This window comes from Curtobacterium sp. WHRI 8282, assembly GCF_040223925.2.
GTDB classification, from domain to species: domain Bacteria; phylum Actinomycetota; class Actinomycetes; order Actinomycetales; family Microbacteriaceae; genus Curtobacterium; species Curtobacterium flaccumfaciens.
In genome coordinates, this window is record NZ_JBEHCD020000004.1 from 325105 (window position 1) to 343553 (window position 18449).

The 18449-nt window shown below is 70.1% G+C and carries 19 protein-coding genes and 4 tRNA genes; 7 read left to right on the forward strand and 16 right to left on the reverse strand.

Translation table 11 applies throughout. The annotated features are described in order from the left end of the window. Nucleotides 1-75 precede the first annotated feature (75 nt). Together ABRP24_RS15355 and ABRP24_RS15360 are read right to left on the reverse strand one after the other, a co-directional pair. Complete coding sequence (locus ABRP24_RS15355; RefSeq protein ID WP_138803847.1) at nt 76-1227, reverse strand: Gfo/Idh/MocA family protein; 1152 nt, start codon at nt 1225-1227, stop codon at nt 76-78. Then, nucleotides 1224-1970 carry a sugar phosphate isomerase/epimerase gene (locus ABRP24_RS15360; protein WP_349849094.1) on the reverse strand — a complete coding sequence of 249 codons (747 nt, stop codon included), beginning with the start codon at nt 1968-1970 and terminating at the stop codon, nt 1224-1226. Before ABRP24_RS15360 ends, ABRP24_RS15355 begins: the two co-directional genes overlap by 4 nt. A gap of 144 nt (nt 1971-2114) precedes the next feature. On the opposite strand from ABRP24_RS15360, the gene ABRP24_RS15365 reads away from it, so the two are divergent. After that, nucleotides 2115-3326 (forward strand): ROK family transcriptional regulator, encoded by a 1212-nt coding sequence (locus ABRP24_RS15365; RefSeq protein WP_110863395.1) that lies wholly within the window; start codon nt 2115-2117, stop codon nt 3324-3326. A 67-nt stretch (nt 3327-3393) separates the two neighbouring features. Further along, entirely contained in the window at nt 3394-4077 is a 684-nt protein-coding gene (locus ABRP24_RS15370; RefSeq protein ID WP_214561295.1) for a YqaJ viral recombinase family protein, read from the forward strand. A gap of 5 nt (nt 4078-4082) precedes the next feature. Here the strand turns inward: ABRP24_RS15370 and ABRP24_RS15375 are convergent, their stop codons facing one another. From ABRP24_RS15375 to ABRP24_RS15400, 6 genes are all read right to left on the reverse strand, one after another. Next, nucleotides 4083-4691 carry a Pr6Pr family membrane protein gene (locus ABRP24_RS15375; RefSeq protein WP_349849097.1) on the reverse strand — a complete coding sequence of 203 codons (609 nt, stop codon included), beginning with the start codon at nt 4689-4691 and terminating at the stop codon, nt 4083-4085. 85 nt (nt 4692-4776) lie between these two features. After that, nucleotides 4777-5466 (reverse strand): 50S ribosomal protein L1, encoded by a 690-nt coding sequence (gene rplA / locus ABRP24_RS15380; RefSeq protein WP_017888639.1) that lies wholly within the window; start codon nt 5464-5466, stop codon nt 4777-4779. 90 nt (nt 5467-5556) lie between these two features. After that, nucleotides 5557-5988 (reverse strand): 50S ribosomal protein L11, encoded by a 432-nt coding sequence (gene rplK / locus ABRP24_RS15385; protein ID WP_017888638.1) that lies wholly within the window; start codon nt 5986-5988, stop codon nt 5557-5559. A 158-nt stretch (nt 5989-6146) separates the two neighbouring features. After that, nucleotides 6147-7187 (reverse strand): transcription termination/antitermination protein NusG, encoded by a 1041-nt coding sequence (nusG, locus tag ABRP24_RS15390; protein WP_349849100.1) that lies wholly within the window; start codon nt 7185-7187, stop codon nt 6147-6149. 135 nt (nt 7188-7322) lie between these two features. Beyond that, the gene (gene secE, locus ABRP24_RS15395) at nt 7323-7586 is read right to left on the reverse strand and encodes a preprotein translocase subunit SecE (protein ID WP_371830607.1); all 264 of its coding nucleotides are present in this window, start codon (nt 7584-7586) and stop codon (nt 7323-7325) included. A 35-nt stretch (nt 7587-7621) separates the two neighbouring features. After that, a tRNA-Trp gene (locus ABRP24_RS15400) sits at nt 7622-7694 on the reverse strand. A 152-nt stretch (nt 7695-7846) separates the two neighbouring features. Here ABRP24_RS15400 and ABRP24_RS15405 point away from each other — a divergent pair. After that, on the forward strand, nt 7847-9073 hold the full coding sequence (locus ABRP24_RS15405; protein WP_071247383.1) for a pyridoxal phosphate-dependent aminotransferase: 1227 nt from the start codon (nt 7847-7849) through the stop codon (nt 9071-9073). A gap of 117 nt (nt 9074-9190) precedes the next feature. Here the strand turns inward: ABRP24_RS15405 and ABRP24_RS15410 are convergent, their stop codons facing one another. The 3 genes from ABRP24_RS15410 to ABRP24_RS15420 are packed head-to-tail and all read right to left on the reverse strand — an operon-like array spanning nt 9191 to nt 11093. Beyond that, entirely contained in the window at nt 9191-10219 is a 1029-nt protein-coding gene (locus ABRP24_RS15410) for a UDP-N-acetylmuramate dehydrogenase (protein WP_349849102.1), read from the reverse strand. Nucleotides 10220-10221: 2 nt separating this feature from the next. Beyond that, the gene (locus tag ABRP24_RS15415; protein ID WP_027466539.1) at nt 10222-10647 is read right to left on the reverse strand and encodes a MaoC/PaaZ C-terminal domain-containing protein; all 426 of its coding nucleotides are present in this window, start codon (nt 10645-10647) and stop codon (nt 10222-10224) included. Then, nucleotides 10644-11093 (reverse strand): MaoC family dehydratase N-terminal domain-containing protein, encoded by a 450-nt coding sequence (locus ABRP24_RS15420; protein WP_083404408.1) that lies wholly within the window; start codon nt 11091-11093, stop codon nt 10644-10646. The genes ABRP24_RS15415 and ABRP24_RS15420 overlap by 4 nt, the downstream gene beginning before the upstream one ends. A 131-nt stretch (nt 11094-11224) precedes the next feature. On the opposite strand from ABRP24_RS15420, the gene ABRP24_RS15425 reads away from it, so the two are divergent. Continuing rightward, on the forward strand, nt 11225-11623 hold the full coding sequence (locus tag ABRP24_RS15425; protein ID WP_111056175.1) for a hypothetical protein: 399 nt from the start codon (nt 11225-11227) through the stop codon (nt 11621-11623). A 112-nt stretch (nt 11624-11735) separates the two neighbouring features. Next, on the forward strand, nt 11736-13631 hold the full coding sequence (locus ABRP24_RS15430; protein ID WP_349849103.1) for an ABC transporter ATP-binding protein: 1896 nt from the start codon (nt 11736-11738) through the stop codon (nt 13629-13631). Nucleotides 13632-13724: 93 nt separating this feature from the next. On the opposite strand, the gene ABRP24_RS15435 is transcribed toward ABRP24_RS15430, so the two are convergent. The 5 genes from ABRP24_RS15435 to ABRP24_RS15455 all read right to left on the reverse strand — a co-directional run bounded on the left by ABRP24_RS15435 (nt 13725) and on the right by ABRP24_RS15455 (nt 16284). After that, nucleotides 13725-13798 (reverse strand) — tRNA-Met (locus tag ABRP24_RS15435). A 32-nt stretch (nt 13799-13830) separates the two neighbouring features. Then, nucleotides 13831-13902: transfer RNA gene (locus tag ABRP24_RS15440), tRNA-Thr, on the reverse strand. Nucleotides 13903-13995: 93 nt separating this feature from the next. Then, the gene (locus ABRP24_RS15445) at nt 13996-15162 is read right to left on the reverse strand and encodes a peptidoglycan DD-metalloendopeptidase family protein (RefSeq protein WP_349849104.1); all 1167 of its coding nucleotides are present in this window, start codon (nt 15160-15162) and stop codon (nt 13996-13998) included. Nucleotides 15163-15310: 148 nt separating this feature from the next. Further along, entirely contained in the window at nt 15311-16141 is an 831-nt protein-coding gene (locus ABRP24_RS15450) for an inositol monophosphatase family protein (RefSeq protein ID WP_349849105.1), read from the reverse strand. Nucleotides 16142-16199: 58 nt separating this feature from the next. Then, a tRNA-Tyr gene (locus tag ABRP24_RS15455) sits at nt 16200-16284 on the reverse strand. A 162-nt stretch (nt 16285-16446) separates the two neighbouring features. On the opposite strand from ABRP24_RS15455, the gene ABRP24_RS15460 reads away from it, so the two are divergent. Then, nucleotides 16447-16935 (forward strand): YajQ family cyclic di-GMP-binding protein, encoded by a 489-nt coding sequence (locus ABRP24_RS15460; RefSeq protein ID WP_017888627.1) that lies wholly within the window; start codon nt 16447-16449, stop codon nt 16933-16935. A gap of 33 nt (nt 16936-16968) precedes the next feature. Further along, nucleotides 16969-18429, forward strand: coding sequence for a cardiolipin synthase (gene cls / locus ABRP24_RS15465; protein ID WP_071247396.1), 1461 nt, complete (start codon nt 16969-16971; stop codon nt 18427-18429). Nucleotides 18430-18449 lie beyond the last annotated feature (20 nt).

Sequence of the window (18449 nt, forward strand, 5' to 3'; positions counted from 1 at the left end):
GGTGCAGAGGTGGAGCTGGTGCTGCGGATGGTGCTGGTCGGGTGCTGCTGTGGGTTGCGGGCAGCGCCCTGGCGGTCAGGCCAGGGTGCGTTCCGCGGGGTCCCAGCCCTCGGGGAGGGTCGGGGAGGGCGACACGGTGCTCTCGACGAGCACCGCCTCGCCACGTTCTGCCGCCTCGGCGATGGAGACCATCACGTCGAGGACGTGGAAGGCGAGCGCACCGGGGACGCGGTTCTCGTCGCCGGCCCGCAGCGAGCGGGCCAGGTCGACCACGCCGGTGCCGCGCGAGTAGGTGGAGCCGACCGCGGGGATCGTCTCGGGCTCCTCGGAACCGAGGGCGTACAGCTCGGTGTCGCCGTCGAAGTTGTTCGGGTCGGGGAACACGACGGTGCCGGTCTCCCCCGCGATCTCGACGAAGCCGGTACGGCCGCGGTCGGACTCGAACGAGAAGACGCTCTGCGCGCTGCCGCCGTTCTCGAACTCGATCAGCGCGGAGTGGTTCGTCGGGACGTCCACCGGGAACTCGGTGCCGGCCTTCGGTCCGGAGCCGATGGTGCGGGTGGCGCGGGACTTCGACGCCGTCGCCGTGACCTTCTTCACCGGTCCGAACGTCTGGACGAGGGTGGTGATGTAGTACGGGCCGATGTCGAACAGCGGACCGGCGCCGTAGGCGAAGAGGAACTCGGGGCTCGGGTGCCACGACTCGGGGCCGGGGCTCTGGAAGAGCGTCAGGCCGTTCAGGGGGGTGCCGATGCGGCCGTCGCGGATGGTGCGGAGCGCGGTCTGCAAGCCGGCGCCGAGGAACGTGTCCGGGGCGACACTGACGGTCTTGCCCGCGGCGGCCGCGGCGTCGCGGAGCTCGGCGGCGCTGGCACGGTCGAGAGCGTAGGGCTTCTCGCCCCAGACGTGCTTGCCTGCGGCCAGGGCCTGCAGCGCGACCTCGACGTGGGCGGCCGGGATCGTCAGGTTCACGACGATCTCGATGTCGTCGTCGGCCAGGAGCTCCTCGACGGTGCCCGATCCGGGGACGCCCCACTTCTCGGCCTGGGCGGCGGCGCGCGGCAGGTCGATGTCGGCGATGAAGCGGACCGTCACGTCGGGGAAGACGGTGAGGTTCGACAGGTACTGGTCCGAGATGACCCCGGCGCCGATGACGCCGACGCCGACGGGGCCGGTGCGGGTGGCGCTGTCGGTCGCCGTTGCGGCAGCGGTCGTGGTGTCGGTCATGCGCGGGCCACCTCGAGGAACGTGTAGGAGTCGGCGACGGCCTGGAAGACGTCACCCTCGTGGTCGTCGAGCTCGACGACGTGCAGTGCATCGGGCGCCGCGGCGATGATCTCGCGGATCGGCATGATGCCGTTGCCGACGGCGACCTGCTGCTTGTCGTCGTGCGAGCCGTCGCCGTCCTTGACGTGCAGGAACTGGACCTTGTCGCCGTACTTGCCGATGACCGCGACCGGGTCGTCCCCGCCGACCTGCACCCAGTAGGTGTCGAGCTCGAGCACGACGTCGTCGGACAGGGCGTCGGCGAAGACCTCGTAGGCGCTGACACCGTCGATGCGGTTCGAGAACTCGAACGCGTGGTTGTGGTAGCCGAGCAGCAGGCCGTGGTCGGCGGCGCGCGGGGCGAGGGCGCTGAGTTCGCGGGCGATCGCCTCGACGTCCTCGCGGGTGGTCCAGCGGGACTCGTCGATGTGCGGGTCGATGAGGGTCCCGAAGCCCAGGGTGGTGGAGGCGTGGAAGATGCGCTCGAGGTCCTGCTCGCCGGCGTCCAGCAGACGGGCGTGGCCGCTCGGTGCGGCGAGGCCGGCGTCGCGGAGGGCGGCGGCGAGTTCGTCGGCGTTGTCGACGAAGCCGAAGGCCTCGACGTTCGTGTAGCCGATGTCGGCGATGCGCTGCAGGGTGCCGGGCAGATCAGCACTGAGGGCATCGCGGACCGTGTAGAGCTGGACCGAGAGCGGTTGGGTCACCAGGGGTTCTCCTCGTCGAGATGGTGCGGTCGTCACTGACCGATCGTCACACTACGAGCACTTTTGTCGGCGGTCAAGCAGAAGTCCGAGGAATGTCGACGGACTTCATTGCGTGGCGCGAACGATGTGTGCTTCACTCCCCACATGGTCGACTTGAACCGGACGGCAGCGTCGCCTCCGGTCGGGACGAGCGAGCTCTTCCAGATCCTCCGCGACGGCGTGCCGCGCACCAGGGCCGAGCTCGCCGCACTGACAGGACTCGCACGCTCCACCATCGGCGTGCGCCTCGACTCCCTGATCGACATCGGGCTGGTCGGCGCCGTGGACACCGCCGTGTCCACCGGCGGCCGTCCGCCCGCCCAGGTGGCGCTGAAGCCCCGCGCCCGGCTCGTGATCGCCGCCGACCTCGGCGCCTCGCACGGTCGCGTCGCCGTCACCGACCTGGTCGCGGCACCGCTCGCCACCCGCGAGGCCCGGATCGACATCGCCGCCGGTCCGGTGCCGACGCTGTCCTGGCTCGTCGAGACGATCGACGACCTGCTCGCCGAGGTCGGGCGCAGCCGACAGGACGTCATCGCGATCGGGATCGGGGTCCCCGGGCCCGTCGAGTTCTCCACCGGCCGCCCGGCCAACCCGCCGATCATGCCCGGTTGGGACGGCTTCGACGTGCCCTCGTGGCTCCGCCAGCACATCGCCGCCCACGTGCTGCTCGACAACGACGTCAACATCGCTGCCCTCGGTGAGCGGGAGCACGGCTGGCCGGACGTCGACCACCTGCTGTTCGTGAAGGTCGCCACCGGCATCGGGTCCGGCATCGTCTCCGAGGGCCGGCTGCAGCGCGGCGCCCAGGGCACCGCGGGTGACATCGGCCACGTGCGGGTCTCCCGCGCCGGCGACGTCCCCTGCCACTGCGGCAACACCGGTTGCCTGGAGGCCGTGGCCTCCGGTCCGGCGATCGCCCGCGCACTCCGCGCGAAGGGGCACGACGTGCACACGGGTGCGGACGTGATCGACCTGGTGAACCGGTCCGACCTCGACGCGATCTACGCCGTGCGACAGGCCGGTCGGGACATCGGCGAGGTCCTGGCGACCTGCATCTCGCTCATCAACCCGTCCGTCATCGCACTCGGCGGTTCGATCACGCAGGCCGGTGAGCACCTGCTCGCCGGCGTCCGCGAGGTCGTGTACTCCCGCTCGATGCCCCTGGCGAGTGAGCACCTCGTCATCGTGCAGTCCCGCGCCGGGTCCCTCGCCGCACTGCAGGGCGCCGCGGCCCTCGCCATCGGCTACGCCCTCTCCCCCGCCGGGGTCGACGAGCTGGTCGCGTTCGCCGAGGGTCGCGAACTGGTCTCCTGACGCACACCCGCGATCGCGTGAGCGCGTCGGTTTCGGTCTTGCCGGTGGTCGGGGGGACAATCGTCGGGTGACGATCGTGCAGCCCACCCTGTGGGGCGACCTGGACCCCGGTCTGGAGGCGCATCCCGCCTCCGGAACACCGGTCCCGGCTGCGCGTGATGCGTTCACCGCCCTGCGCGGCCACACCGAGCGCATCGTCGCGCACTCCTCGGACCGCGTCGCCTGGCTCCGCGCCCGCGCCATGGGCATCACCGCCACCGACGTCGCCCGGCTCGCATCGCTGCGCGCCGTCGAGGCCGTCGTCACCGAGAAGCGCTACGGATCCCGCTTCTCCGGCAACGCGTTCACCGAGCACGGCAAGGACCGCGAACCGGTCATCGCCGCCTGGGTGGCCGCCACCCACGGCATCCAGCCCTCGGCGCACCTGTTCCACGCCGCTGCGAACCGCGCGCACCTCGCCACGCCGGACGGGGTCGGGGTCGACGAGTCGTCCCGCGTGGTGCTCGCCGAGATCAAGACCACCGGCAAGGCCTGGCGGAGCATCCCCCGGCACTACCTCCGGCAGATCTGGTGGCAGCAGTACGTGCTCGGTGCCGACCGCACCCTGTTCGTCTGGGAACGCCACGACGGGTTCGTTCCGGTCGCCGACGAGCCCGAGTGCCGCTGGGTCGACCGCGACGACGACCAGATCCGCGGGCTCGTCCAGCTCGCCGACCTGGTGCTCGACAAGCTGCGCGGCTTCCGCTCCTAGCCCCCCTAGACCTTCACCAGTCGCAGTCGGCTCATCCCGACGACGAGGATGCCGAGCAGGGTGATCGAGACCGCGATCCCGACCACGTAGATCGCGACGACGCCGTAGCCCTGCGCCGGATCGAGGAACGGGTACGGCACCCACCCGTCGGTCGCGCCACGGAGGAGCACCACGGTGGTCCAGACGGCCGGGTAGAGCAGGAACCACCACACGTGGCGGAGCAGCAGCCGCGCATGGTCCGAGAACAGCAGCCAGTCGAGCACCGCGTACACCGGGATGATCTTGTGCACGATGTCGTTCGACCACGGCACCGAGGCCGACACGTTCGCGCCCGTGAGCAGCGTGTTGTAGACGATGCCCGTCGTCGCGATGTACACCGTCGCGGCGCCACGGAGCACCGAGACGGCGAGGTCCGCCCGCTTGCGTCGGGCTGCGGCCACGAGCGTCACCGCGAGGGCCACGGCGACGATCAGGTTCGACTGGATCGTGAAGTAGCCGAAGAAGTTCCAGAACGAGTAGGTCGGGGTCTGCGAGCTCTCGAGCCACTGCGCCACGACCGCGACGACGATGGCGATGACGGCGATCAGTCGGAGCGAGTTCACGAGGGTGCGCACGGCTCCACGGTATCGGGACACACGCCCCACATGCGGAAAGGACCCGCACCGTTGCCGGTGCGGGTCCTTCCACGAGTCTCTCGACTCAGATGCTGTTGACGTCCAGCGGGATGCCGGGGCCGAAGGTCGTCGAGACGGCGCCCTTCATGACGTAACGGCCCTTCGAGGACGACGGCTTGAGGCGGTTGATCTCCTCGAGCGCGGTCGAGATGTTCTCGTCGAGCTGCTCCGGCGTGAACGAGGCCTTGCCGACGACGAAGTGCACGTTGGCGTGCTTGTCGACGCGGAACTCGATCTTGCCGCCCTTGATGTCGTTGACGGCCTGCGCCACGTTCGGGGTCACGGTGCCGGTCTTCGGGTTCGGCATGAGGCCACGCGGGCCGAGCACCTTACCGAGACGACCGACCTTGCCCATGAGCTCCGGGGTCGAGACGGCGGAGTCGAACGAGGTGTAGCCCTCGGCGACCTTCGCGATGAGCTCGTCGCCACCGACCTCGTCGGCGCCGGCGGCGATGGCGGCCTCAGCAGCCGCACCCGTCGCGAAGACGATGACGCGGGCGGTCTTGCCCGTGCCGTGCGGCAGGATGACCGTGCCGCGGACCATCTGGTCGGCCTTGCGGGGGTCAACGCCGAGCTTCAGCGCGACCTCGACCGTGGAGTCGGTCTTCGAGGAACCGGTCTCCTTGGCCAGGGCGACGGCCTCGGTCGGGGTGTAGAACTTGTCGGCCTCGATCTTCGCGGCCGCGGCCTGGTAGGCCTTGGACTTCTTCGCCATGGTGGTCTCCTTGCGAGATACGTGGTTGGCGAGCCGGCGAGGCTCTCCCACGGAAAGGTGTCTGGTGGTGGGCCGGAGCCCGATCGGTGCTTAGGCCTCGACCGTGATGCCCATCGAGCGTGCGGTGCCGGCGATGATCTTCGCGGCCTGCTCGATGTCGTTGGCGTTCAGGTCGGCCTGCTTGGTCTCGGCGATCTGACGGACCTGGTCCATCGAGATCTTCGCGACCTTGACCGTGTGCGGGGTCGAGGACCCCTTCTGCACACCAGCAGCCTTCTTGATGAGCTCGGCGGCCGGCGGGGTCTTCAGGACGAACGTGAACGAACGGTCCTCGTAGACGGTGATCTCGACCGGCACGACGTTGCCACGCTGCGACTCGGTCGCCGCGTTGTACGCCTTGCAGAACTCCATGATGTTGACGCCGTGCTGACCGAGCGCCGGACCGATCGGGGGGGCCGGGTTGGCGGCTCCCGCGTTGATCTGCAGCTTGATCAGGCCCGTGACCTTCTTCTTCGGTGCCATGACTTGTCTTCCTCCTGGAATCGAACACACGGGGATCCGTGCACTCTCCCGCTGGTCCGGCCGTTCCGGACAGCGGTGAAGGCCCGCTCGCACGAGGCGCGCGGGCCCAAACCCGTTCAGTGTAGTCGATCTCGGTGATCGCTACATCTGGGTGGTCGCTAGAGCTTGGTGACCTGGTCGAAGCTGAGCTCGACCGGGGTCTCGCGCTCGAACAGCGAGACGAGGACGGTGAGCTTGCCGCTCTCGGGCTTGATCTCGGAGATCGAACCCGGCAGGCCCGCGAACGAGCCTTCCTTGATCGTGATCGTCTCGCCGATCTCGAAGTCGACCTCGGCTGCGGGCTGCGCCTGCAGGCCACTGCCCTTCGCGCCGCCCTTGGTCGGGGCGGCCTCGGCGACCTGCACGAGGGACTTGAGCATGCCGAACGCCTCGTCGAAACGGAGCGGCGTCGGGTTGTGCGCGTTGCCGACGAAGCCGGTGACGCCCGGGGTGTGCCGGACGACGGACCACGAGTCCTCGTTGAGGTCCATGCGGACGAGCACGTACGAGGGGATCCGGACGCGGGTGACCAGCTTGCGCTGCCCGTTCTTGATCTCGACGACGTCCTCCATCGGGACCTCGACCTGGTAGATGTAGTCCTCCATCGACATCGAGACCATGCGGTTCTCGATGTTCGACTTCACGCGGCGCTCGAAGCCCGCGTAGGAGTGGATGACGTACCACTTGCCCGGCTTCATCCGCAGCTCGGCCTTGAAGGCCTCGTACGGGTCGACCTCGGCGGGCTCGTCCTCGGCGTCGAGTGCCTCGTCGGCGGCGAGCGTCTCGTTCGCCTCGGCGGCGGTCTCGGACTCGAGTTCGACTTCTTCCTCGTCCTCGACGGCCTCGACGGCGGCCTCGGCCTCGTCGGTGGAGTCGATCTCGAGTGCGTCGTCCACGACGGCGTCGGCCTCGGGGTCGCGGGCTTCCTGCAGGGCCGTCAGTGCTTCGTCGAGGCCGGCGTCGACGGTGCCGTCGTCGGGCTCGGAGCTGAGGCCGAGGGACTCGTCGTCGTCGCCCTCGATCGAGATCGCACGCTCTTCAGCGGACTCGACGGAGCGTCCTTCGCCGGTCTCGACGTCGCCTTCCTGGTTCTCCTCGACCTCGGAGGACTGCTCGGCAGCCGTCGCGAGGTCGATGTCATCGCGGGAGTTGTCAGACACAGTCGATTCTTTCCGTTCGGTGGTTCGGGTCGGGTTGGCGTTCGTTCACGGTCACGAGCGACGCCGTCACGATCGACGCCGTCTCGGGCGACCGTACTCCTCGAGGACGACCGCACACGGCAGTCGACGTCAGGGTCAGGCCGTGGGCCCGTTGCCGAAGACGTACCCGACGCCGAGACCGAACACGAAGTCGAGGATCGACACCAGGATCATCATGACGACGACGAACACGAGCACGACGCCCGTGTAGCTGAAGAGTTCCTTGCGGGTCGGCGTCACGACCTTGCGCAGTTCGCCGATCACCTGACGGATGAAGAGCACGATGGCAGCGATGGGCCCGCGGCGCTCGGCCCGGTCCTGCTTCGCCTTGGCGACGACGTCGTCCGCCGTCGTCTCCATGTCTTTGCTCGCCAACTTCTACCCTTCCAGAGTTGCAGGGCGGACAGGACTCGAACCTGCAACCTGCGGTTTTGGAGACCGCTGCTCTACCAATTGAGCCACCGCCCTTCGCAACACGGTTCGTCACCGATCCGCGTTCCGGTGGACGAGTCTACGGGAGTCCGTCACACGGTGTCCACTTGGCCCCTCCCACGGCGTGCCGCGCCGGTAGGCTGGACCCCGTGAGCACCGCAGCCCCAGGCCCCGAGTCCACCGCCCACGTGTCCGTCGACACCCTCGCCACCGCGCCGGCCGATCGTCCGCGCATCGCGTCCCGCATCGCGGCCATCGCCGAGTCCGCGACGCTCAAGGTCGACGCGAAGGCCAAGGCGCTCAAGGCCGCCGGGCGGCCGGTGATCTCGTTCGCCGCCGGCGAGCCCGACTTCGCGACCCCGCAGCACGTGGTCGACGCGGCCGTCGCTGCCGCGCAGGACCCGAAGAACCACCGGTACACGCCCGCGACCGGCCTGCCCGAACTCAAGCAGGCCATCGCCGACAAGACCGCCCGGGTGTCCGGCATCACCGTCGAGCCGTCGCAGGTCATCGTCACGAACGGTGGCAAGCAGGCGGTCTACCAGGCGTTCCAGACCATCGTCGACGCCGGTGACGAGGTCCTGCTGCCCGCGCCGTACTGGACCACCTACCCCGAGGCCATCCGGCTGGCCGGCGGCGAGCCCGTCGAGGTCTTCGCCGGCAGCGACCAGGACTACCTGGTGACGGTCGAGCAGCTCGAGGCCGCCCGCACCCCGGCGACCAAGGCACTGTTGTTCTGCTCGCCGTCGAACCCCACGGGCGCCGTGTACTCCGCCGAGCAGACCCGGGCCATCGGCGAGTGGGCGCTCGAGCACGGCATCTGGGTGATCAGCGACGAGATCTACCAGGACCTGGTGTACGACGGCGTCCGTTTCGCCGGCATCCTGGCCGAGGTCCCCGCCCTCGCCGACACCACGATCCTGGTGAACGGCGTCGCGAAGACCTACGCGATGACCGGCTGGCGCGTCGGGTGGTTCATCGGCCCGACCGACGCCGTCAAGGCCGCGTCGAACCTGCAGTCGCACCTGTCGTCGAACGTCTCGAACGTGTCGCAGCGCGCCGCGATCGCCGCCCTGACCGGTCCCCAGGAGCCCGTCGCCGCCATGCGCGAGGCCTTCGACCGCCGACGGAAGGCCATCGTGGACGGCCTCAACGCGATCCCGGGCTTCCGCACGCCGACCCCGCAGGGAGCCTTCTACGTCTACCCGGACGTCACCGCGCTGCTCGGCCGCGAGTGGGCCGGCACCACCCCGACGACCACGCTCGAGCTGGCCGACCTGATCCTCGAGCACGCCGAGGTCGCGGTCGTGCCGGGTGAGGCCTTCGGCCCCTCCGGCTACCTGCGCCTGTCGTACGCGCTGGGCGACGACGACATCGCCGAGGGCGTCGCCCGGCTGGCGGCGTTCTTCGCGTAGACGCTGCGCCCACGACACCCCGCAGAACGCAGAACGGGCCACCTCGTGGAGGTGGCCCGTTCTGCGTGCCGGGAGGCCCGTGGTGCGTCGTGCTCGTCCGTCCCGTCGGGCGGACGATCAGCCGAGCAGGTCGCCCACCACGACGGGTTCCGGGACGAGCGAGACGCCGAACCGGTTCAGGACGGTCACCTGCACGAACCGTGCGAGCTCGGCCACCTGCGCGGCCGTCGCCCCGCCGCGGTTCGTCAGCGCGAGGGTGTGCTTCGACGAGATCGCCGCACGGGAGCCCGGCACCGCGTAGCCACGGTGCACGCCGGCGTGCTCGATGAGCCACGCGGCACTGAGCTTGACGTCGTCACCCGCGGGCCAGCGGGGCGCGTCCGTCGGCAGGGTCTCGGCGAACGCCGGCGAGACGATCGGGTTGGTGAAGAACGACCCGGCGCTCCAGGTGTCGTGGTCGTCCCCGTCGAGCACCATGCCCTTCGAGCCGCGCAGCCGCAGGACCTCGTCGCGGACGGTCGTGGGCGGCACGAGCGCACCGAGCTCGACCCCGAGCGAACCGGCGAGCTGCGCGTAGCGCACGGGCACACCGTGCTCCCCCGCGAGCCCGAGCCGTAACTCGACCGTCAGCACGACACCGCGCCGACCGTGCTTGAGGGTCGACGTTCGGTAGCCGAGCGCCAGCTCGGCTGCCGGGACCCACGCGCGCTCCCCCGTGGCCGCATCGAGGAACTCGACGCGGGTGAGCACGTCGGCGAGTTCGACCCCGTAGGCGCCGATGTTCTGCACCGGGGACGCACCGACCGTGCCCGGGATGCCGCTGAGGGCCTCCAGGCCGGTCCAGCCGTTCGCGACGGTCGTGGCGACGAACGGGTCCCACGGTTCCCCCGCAGCGACGCGCACCGTGACGCCGTCGGCGTCGCGGTCGGCGTCGACGCCCGTCGTCCGGACCAGCACGACGGTGCCGTCGAAGCCCTGGTCGGCGACCAGCAGGTTGCTGCCGCCGCCGAGGACGAGCCACTCGTGGTCGTCGAAGGCGTCGAGCGCGTGGGTGACGAGCTCGTCGGTCGTCGTGGCCGTGAGCAGCCGGGTTGCGGCCCCGCCGACGCGGAGCGTCGTCAGGTCGGCCAGCACCGGCTCGGACACGGTCAGCGGAACACCACCGTGACCTGCGCCTTGCCGAGCACGGTCTGCCCGGCGGCGGTCACGGTGAGGTCGATGCGCTTCGGCCGGCCGTCCTCGTCGACGGTGCCGACCTTCGCCACGATCCCGACGGTGGCACCCTGCTCCGGGTCGACGACGACGGGGCGCGTGAAGCGGACGCCGTAGCCCGCGACCCAGCCGCTGTCGCCGAGCCACTCGGCGACCGGCTGGACGGCGATGCCCATCGTGAGCATGCCGTGGGCGAGGACGCCGGGCAGGCCGACCGAGGCGGCGACGTCGTCGCGGTAGTGGATCGGGTTGAAGTCGCCCGAGGCGCCGGCGTACCGGACCAGCGAGTCGCGCGTGATGTGCACGTCACGCTCGGCGACGACGGTGCCGACCTCGAGCGCGGTGGCGGGTGCGGCGGTCATGCGTCGTCTCCTCGGACCACGAGGGTGGAGGTCGCCGTGACGACGTGCTCCCCCTCGGCGTCGTTCATGGTGCTCTGGGCGGTGACCATCGCGTTGCCGCCGAGGGTCTTCACGCTGGTGACCGTCAGGGTCGCGGTGAGCTCGTCACCGGCGACGATCGGCCGGTCGTAGGTGAAGGACTGCTCGCCGTGGACGACGCGCGAGAAGTCGATGCCGGCGTCGGGCTCGTTCAGGAGCTGCGCGAGCGTGGCCTCCTGCACGACGACGGCGAACGTCGGGGGCGCGACCACGTCGGCGTACCCGGCGGCACGTGCGGCGCCCGGATCGTGGTGGACGGGGTTGGTCGCGAAGACCGCACGCGAGAACTCGCGCACCTTCTCGCGGCCGACCAGGTAGGGCTGGGCCGGCGGGAACGTCCTGCCGACGAGCTCGGGGTTCACTGACACCACGGCAGTCTACCGAGGCACGTCCGGAGGCCGGTGATCGATGAGAACGCTTCAGCTAGACTGTCTGAGACCGATTCGGGGGAATCGGAGCGTGCCGTGCGGCACGGGTTCGTTCGGGACGGGGAGGGCCGATGGACACCACGACGGAGTTCGCCGTGCACACGGGAGACCGGTGCACCGCCATGGAGGTCGCGGCCGCCGCGCTGCGCCGCACGGGCCACCACGTCGAGTCGACGGGTGGCACGATGACCGCGACGGCGGGCAGCCGCACGCTCACCATCCTGCTCGGTGCGCTCGTGCAGCCGGCCCGGGAGTACCGCCGGTACGAGCTGTCGACGGTCGTGGACGGCGCCACCACCACGATCACCCTGCGCCGGGCCGGGCACGGCACGGCCGTGTCGGGCGGCAGCATCGGGGCGAACCGGCGACGGGCCGCCTGGCAGCACGTCACCGCCGCGGTCGAGGACGCGTTCCGTACGGCCGGGGTGCTCGCGACGCGCACGGACACGGGCTCCCACCGCACGCAGTAAGCCGGCCCGACGGCCTCCGGCGGGTGGCCGCGCGGCGCACCGCCACAGGAGCGGTCACCGGGGACCCGGCCAGCCATCTAGGTTGGGCCAGGGGCCCCGGAAAGGAACCGCCATGAGCATGGAGAGCGCAGCCTGGAGCTCGCTGTACAAGATCTCGTCCGCGCAGGGCGGCAAGCACGGGTTCTCCCGCGCGTCCGTCCGGCGGATCCTGACGTTCGCGGTGCCGTACCGGGCGAAGCTGCTGGTGTTCATCGGTCTCTCCGTCGTCGGCGCCTTCCTCGCGGTCGCGACGCCGGTCCTCGCCGGGCAGGTGGTCGACGTCATCGTCGCCCGCGGAGAGGTCTCGACGATCGTCCGGCTCGCCGTGGTCATCGCCCTGGTGGCCGTGGCCGACGCCGCCGTGTCGCTGACGACGCGGTGGTACTCGGCACGGATCGGCGAGGGCGTGATCCTGGACCTCCGCACCGCCGTCTTCGACCACGTGCAGAAGATGCCCATCGCGTTCTTCACCCGCACCCGGACCGGTGCGCTCGTGAGTCGCCTCAACAACGACGTGATCGGCGCCCAGCAGGCCTTCAGCGGCACGCTGTCCGGCGTGGTCACGAACCTCGTGGCGCTGGTCCTCACCCTGATCGTCATGCTCAGCACCTCGTGGCTCGTGACGGTCCTCGCCGTCGTCATGCTCCCGGTCTTCCTGGTGCCCGCACGCCGGATGGGCAGCCGCCTGGCCGCCCTGCGCCGCGAGGCCGCCGACCACAACTCCGCGATGAGCACCCAGATGACCGAGCGCTTCTCGGCTCCCGGCGCCACCCTCGTCAAGCTGTTCGGCCGACCCGACGAAGAGGCCGAGGAGTTCCGCGTCCGTGCCGCCCGGGTCCGCGACATCGGTGTCCGGACCGCGATGCTGCAGTTCGTCTTCTTCACCGCGCTGATGCTCGTCTCCGCGCTCGCCCTGGCGCTCGTCTACGGGCTCGGCGGCTTCCTCGCGCTCGCCGGCCGGCTGGACACCGGCGAGGTCGTCACCCTGGCGCTCCTGCTCACGCGGCTGTACGCCCCGTTGACGAGCCTGGCGAACGCGCGGGTGGAGATCATGAGCGCCGTGGTCAGCTTCGAGCGCGTCTTCGAGGTGCTCGACCTCGAACCGCTCATCCGGGAGCAGCCCGACGCGGTGACCATCGCCGACGGCCCCGTCTCCGTCGAGTTCGACGACGTCCGGTTCGCCTACCCGTCTGCCGACAAGGTGTCCCTCGCCTCGCTCGAGGAGGTCGCCACGCTCGACACCCGCGGCGGCGAGGAGGTGCTGCACGGACTGTCCTTCCGGATCGAGCCGGGGCAGACCGTCGCCCTGGTCGGCTCGTCCGGGGCCGGCAAGTCCACGGTCGCACAGCTGCTCGCGCGCCTGTACGACGTCGACAGCGGCGCGGTGCGCCTGGCCGGGACGGACGTCCGCGACGTCACGTTCGCCTCGATGCGGCACACCCTCGGCATGGTGACGCAGGACGGCCACCTGTTCCACGAGACCATCCGTTCCAACCTGCGCTTCGCACGGCCCGAGGCGTCCGACGACGAGGTGTGGGACGCCGTCCGCCGTGCGCGGCTCGAGCCGCTCATCCGGTCCCTCCCCGACCAGTTGGACACCATGGTGGGCGAACGCGGCTACCGGCTGTCCGGGGGCGAGCGCCAGCGGATGACGATCGCCCGGCTCCTGCTCGCCCAGCCACGCGTCGTCATCCTCGACGAGGCGACGGCGGCACTCGACTCCACGTCCGAGGCAGCGGTGCAGGCTGCGCTCGGCGAGGCGCTCGAGGGGCGGACGGCGATGGTGATCGCGCACCGGCTCTCCACGATCCGCAGCGCGGACGTGATCCTGGTGGTCGAGGACGGATCGATCGTGGAGCGTGGCACACACGACGAACTGCTGGCCGCGGGTGGCCGGTACGAGGAGCTGCACCGCACCCAGTTCGCCGCGCAGGAGAACGTCGCGGCCGACGTGCAGGCGGCGGACTGATCGCGCGGTGGGTGGACCCCAGAAATCGAAGTGGGGCCGGCAACAGAGAAGGCCCCCTGACCCAGGGAATCCTGGACGAGAGGGCCTTGCGTGTAGCGAGGGCGGGACTTGAACCCGCGACCCCACGATTATGAGTCGTGTGCTCTAACCAACTGAGCTACCCCGCCAGAGATCCGGAGCGGCACGCGCACCGGGTCGGAGCCCCGAGTCAGGATTGAACTGACGACCCCCTCCTTACCATGGAGGTGCTCTACCACTGAGCTATCGGGGCGATGTGCCGCGAACGGCACCACACGAGGATAGCAGACCTCCGACGCTGCTCCGGAACCGGACGAGACGCCCGGGCGTGCCGCGTCGTGGGCCGCTAGTTCGCGTTGGTCTTGAGCCACGCCAGCGGGTCCACCGGGACCCCGTCGACGTGCACCTCGAGGTGCAGGTGCGGGCCCGTGGAGTTGCCCGTGCTGCCGACGAGACCGAGGATGTCGCCGACCTCGACGTGCTGGCCGGTGACGACCTTAAAGGAGTTGTCCTCCATGTGCCCGTAGACGCTGACGAACTGCTTGCCGTCCACGTCGTGCTCGACCCAGACGTCGTTGCCGAAGCCGCCGTCGTTCGCCTGCACCTTGATCACGGTGCCGGCGGCGATGACGCCGATCGGGGTGCCCTCGCCCGGGGCGAAGTCGATGCCCATGTGGTTCGTCGAGCAGAACGAGCACCCGGCGACCTGGCGTCCACCGAAGCCCGAGGTGATCGGGACGCCGGTCAGGAACGGCCACTGGATGGTGCCGGTCGGGTCGTTCGTGAAGGTCGAGGAGTCGACGTTCGCGTACTGCGTGGCGTCGGAAACCGTGTACTGGTCACGGGCGGTCGATCCGTCGGCCGAGGCACCGACCTGCATCGACTGGGTGGCACCCGAGGTGGCACGGGCCGCGGTCGAGCCGGACGCCGGGACCCAGAGCGCCTGCGCCGGCAGCGAGGTCGAGACCACGAGGCCTGCTGCGAAGAGCAGTGCGCCGACCGCGGTCACGCGCGAAGCAGCACGGCGGAACGACGCGCCCTGCTTCGGGGACCGCGCTGCTGCGGCGGTCGTGGTGGCCGTGGACCGGATGTGACGGGTTGCGCGGGCGACCGCGGTCTTCGTGACCGGACGGCTGCTGCGGCGGCGCGATGCGGGGACCTGCCCCGCGACACGACGGGGCTGCGACGCCGGGGCGACGGGAGCGACCCGCAGGGCGTGCACGACGGGCGAGGTGGGGGCCGGCGGCGTCACGATCCGGGAGGCCGGGCGCACGGGCGATGCCGGTGCGAGGTCGATCGGCGACACGGGGGCCGCGGGGGTTCCCGGCGTGACCGCACCGATCACGTCGTCGAAGCTCGGACCCGTCGAGCCCTGTCCCTCCTGCGCCACGACCGTGCCCTTCGCCGCGGCTCGCTCTGCCTCGATCCGAGCGCGTCGGGTCTGGTGGACGACCGGGGTGGCGGCGTCGACGGAACCGTCGGTGGGAGCGGACGACAGAGGAGTACGGGGCATGCGTGCGGTGGCGATCCTGATCAGAGAAGGGCTCACTCGTTGGTAACGAGCAGATAACGGGACCTGAGCACGCTAGCAGGCAAGGTCGCAGGTCGCCAGTCGTAGTCAGGTCCGCCCGGCACCCCCGGCCCCGGGGATCGGCACGTCGTCAGGCCCGCACGGCTCCGAGCGCACCGGCCTCGAGACCGCGCACCAGGGCCTCGAGTTCGTCGGCGACGGCGGGGCTCGCGAACAGGAAGGAGCGCGTCCCTCCGGCCTCCCAGATGCGGATGGCCGCGCCGGCCTCCTGCGCGACGAGGGCACCACCGGCCATGTCCCACGGGTTGATCCCGCGCTCGTAGTACGCGTCCACCACGCCCGCCCCGACGGCGCAGCAGTCGAGCGACGCCGCTCCCCCGCGGCGGATGTCCCGCACCTCGCCGATGAGTCCGGCGAGCACCGCGACCTGCTCCCGGCGACGGTCGGCCGTGTACCCGAACCCGGTGGCGACGAGCGTCTCGGCAAGCGAGCCGGGCGCGGCGACGGACAACGGTTCCCCGTCACGGGTCGCTCCCTGACCGACGGCCGCGCGGAAGACCGTGCCCGTCGCCGGCGCCACGACGACGCCCGCGATCGGGTCCCAGGTCGTCGGGTCGGGTGCGCCCCGCACGACGCCGATGCTCACGCCGTACTCGGCGCTGCCGTACAGGTAGTTGACCGTGCCGTCGATCGGGTCCACCACCCAGGTGATGCCCGAGGCACCGGAGGCCGACCCGGACTCCTCGCCGTGGAAGGCGTCGTCGGGGCGGGCCTCGGCGATACGGGCGCGGATGAGTGCCTCGACCTCGCGGTCGGCGGCCGTGACCACGTCGACGATGCTCGACTTCCGGTCCGCGATCTCGACCCCCTCGGCACGGCGGCGTGCGGCCAGCGCCGCTGCGTCACGGGCGATCGACTCGGCGAGGTCGGCGAACTGGGACGGTGTGGGGTCGGATGCCATGCACCCATCCTCCCGGAAACACCATCGGCCCCGTCCGCAGTGGACGGGGCCGATCAGATGGTGGCAAGTGAGGGATTCGAACCCCCGAAGGCTACGCCGGCTGATTTACAGTCAGATCCCTTTGGCCGCTTGGGTAACTTGCCATGCGCACCCAGCCGGTGTGATCACCAACCGAAGGCGCGCACAAAAGCATAGCGGATGGCTGACGGTGGTCGTGACCATCGGCCCTGGACGCGACCACGCACTTACGAGGGCCCGCGCACGGGGGCCGAACCGGGCCTCCCGTCCGCCGTTAGGCTGTCGGCATGGCAGACAGTTCCTTCGACGTGGTCAGCAAGGTCGACAAGATGGAGGCGGAGAACGCCCTCAACCAGGCGGCCAAGGAGATCGAGCAGCGGTACGACTTCAAGGGCGCCGACGCCTCGGTCGCGTTCAGCGGCGAGGACGTCCTGATCAAGGCGAACTCGGAAGAGCGCGCCAAGGCGGTCCTCGACGTGCTGCAGAGCAAGGCGATCAAGCGGAACATCAGCCTGAAGAGCCTCGACGCCGGCGACCCGTACCCCTCGGGCAAGGAGTACCGCATCGAGGTGAAGTTCAAGAACGGCATCGAGCAGGACGTGGCGAAGAAGATCGGCGCGTTCCTGCGGGCCAACGCCCCGAAGACGGTGAAGAGCCAGATCCAGGGTGACGAGCTCCGCGTCTCGTCGAAGAGCCGTGACGACCTGCAGAACACGATCCAGCTCCTCAAGGGTGAAGAGTTCGACGTCCCGTTGCAGTTCATCAACTTCCGCTGACCCGCGGCCCCTGCGAACGACACCCGACACCCCGTGGAGCACTGGCTCAGCGTCGTCATCACCGTCCTGCTCGTCCTGCTGGACCTGGCGATCCGCGTCTTCTCGATCATCTACGTCCCGATCAACCGGAAGCCGCAGACCGCGACGGCGTGGCTGCTCGCGATCTTCCTCATCCCCTACATCGGCTTCATCGTCTTCCTGGTCATCGGGTCGACGAAACTCCCCCGCGCCCGTCGCGAGAAGCAGACCGAGATCAACGCGTACATCCTCGAGCAGACCGAGGGCATCGAGCGGGTCCGGCGCGACCACCCGTGGCCCGCGTGGCTCGAGAGCGTCACGCGGCTGAACCGCGAACTCGGCGCGATGCCGTTGGTCGGCGGCAACTCCGCGGAGCTCTACCCCGACTCCGAGGAGTCCATCGCCGAGATGACCCGGGCGATCGACCAGTCCCGCCGGTTCGTGCACGTCGAGTTCTACATCGCGACGCTCGACGACACCACGCGCCCGTTCTTCGAGGCGCTCGCGCGGGCGCAGGCCCGTGGGGTGACCGTGCGGTTCCTGCTCGACCACTGGGCCAGCCGCGGGTACCCGGGCTACAAGGACACCCTGTCGTTCATGGACCAGGCGGGCATCGAGTGGCACCTGATGCTGCCCCTCCTGCCGTTGCAGGGGAAGTTCCAGCGCCCCGACCTCCGCAACCACCGGAAGATCATGGTGATCGACGGCTCGGTCGCGTTCACCGGCTCGCAGAACCTGATCGACGCGTCGTACGACATCAAGTCGCACGTCGAGAAGGGCATGGTCTACAAGGACCTGTTCGCTCGGTTCGAGGGACCGGTCGTCGCGGGGCTCAACGCCCTGTTCGTCACCGACTGGTACAGCGAGACCGACGAGCTGCTGCTGCGCGAGAGCGACCCCGTCCAGCGGGCCGACCGCGGCGACGCGCTCGACTGCCAGGTGGTGCCGTCCGGCCCGGGCTTCGACGGCGAGAACAACCTGCGCCTGTTCAACGCGCTGCTCTACTCGGCGCAGCAGAAGGTCTCGATCACGTCGCCGTACTTCGTGCCGGACGACTCGATGCTCTACGCCATCACCACGACGGCGCAGCGCGGGGTCGACGTCGAGCTGTTCGTCGGCGAGATGGGCGACCACGCGATGACCTGGCACGCGCAGCGCTCCTACTACGAAGGACTGCTCCGCGCCGGTGTGCGGATCTGGCTGTACCGCGCGCCGACGATCCTGCACGCGAAGCACTTCACGATCGACGACGAGGTGTCGGTGATCGGGTCGAGCAACATGGACATGCGCTCGTTCAGCCTGAACCTCGAGGTCTCCGTGATGGTGCGCGGGCACCGCTTCGTCGACGCCCTGCGCGAGGTGCAGGAAGCGTACAAGGAGCACAGCTTCGAGCTCACGCTCGACGAGTGGTTCGACCGTCCGCGCCGGTCCAAGGTGCTCGACAACGTCGCGCGGCTCACGGCGGCGTTGCAGTAGCCGCCGGGAGGCCCGGTGGG

Bases quoted from the DNA above. Each gene is read 5' to 3' on its own strand.
- ABRP24_RS15355 (WP_138803847.1), bottom strand. From the start codon at position 1,227: ATGACCGACACCACGACCGCTGCCGCAACGGCGACCGACAGCGCCACC.
- ABRP24_RS15365 (WP_110863395.1), top strand. From the start codon at position 2,115: ATGGTCGACTTGAACCGGACGGCAGCGTCGCCTCCGGTCGGGACGAGC.
- rplA (WP_017888639.1), bottom strand. From the start codon at position 5,466: ATGGCGAAGAAGTCCAAGGCCTACCAGGCCGCGGCCGCGAAGATCGAG.
- rplK (WP_017888638.1), bottom strand. From the start codon at position 5,988: ATGGCACCGAAGAAGAAGGTCACGGGCCTGATCAAGCTGCAGATCAAC.
- secE (WP_371830607.1), bottom strand. From the start codon at position 7,586: ATGGAGACGACGGCGGACGACGTCGTCGCCAAGGCGAAGCAGGACCGG.
- ABRP24_RS15415 (WP_027466539.1), bottom strand. From the start codon at position 10,647: ATGACCGCCGCACCCGCCACCGCGCTCGAGGTCGGCACCGTCGTCGCC.
- ABRP24_RS15425 (WP_111056175.1), top strand. From the start codon at position 11,225: ATGGACACCACGACGGAGTTCGCCGTGCACACGGGAGACCGGTGCACC.
- ABRP24_RS15430 (WP_349849103.1), top strand. From the start codon at position 11,736: ATGAGCATGGAGAGCGCAGCCTGGAGCTCGCTGTACAAGATCTCGTCC.
- ABRP24_RS15445 (WP_349849104.1), bottom strand. From the start codon at position 15,162: ATGCCCCGTACTCCTCTGTCGTCCGCTCCCACCGACGGTTCCGTCGAC.
- ABRP24_RS15450 (WP_349849105.1), bottom strand. From the start codon at position 16,141: ATGGCATCCGACCCCACACCGTCCCAGTTCGCCGACCTCGCCGAGTCG.
- ABRP24_RS15460 (WP_017888627.1), top strand. From the start codon at position 16,447: ATGGCAGACAGTTCCTTCGACGTGGTCAGCAAGGTCGACAAGATGGAG.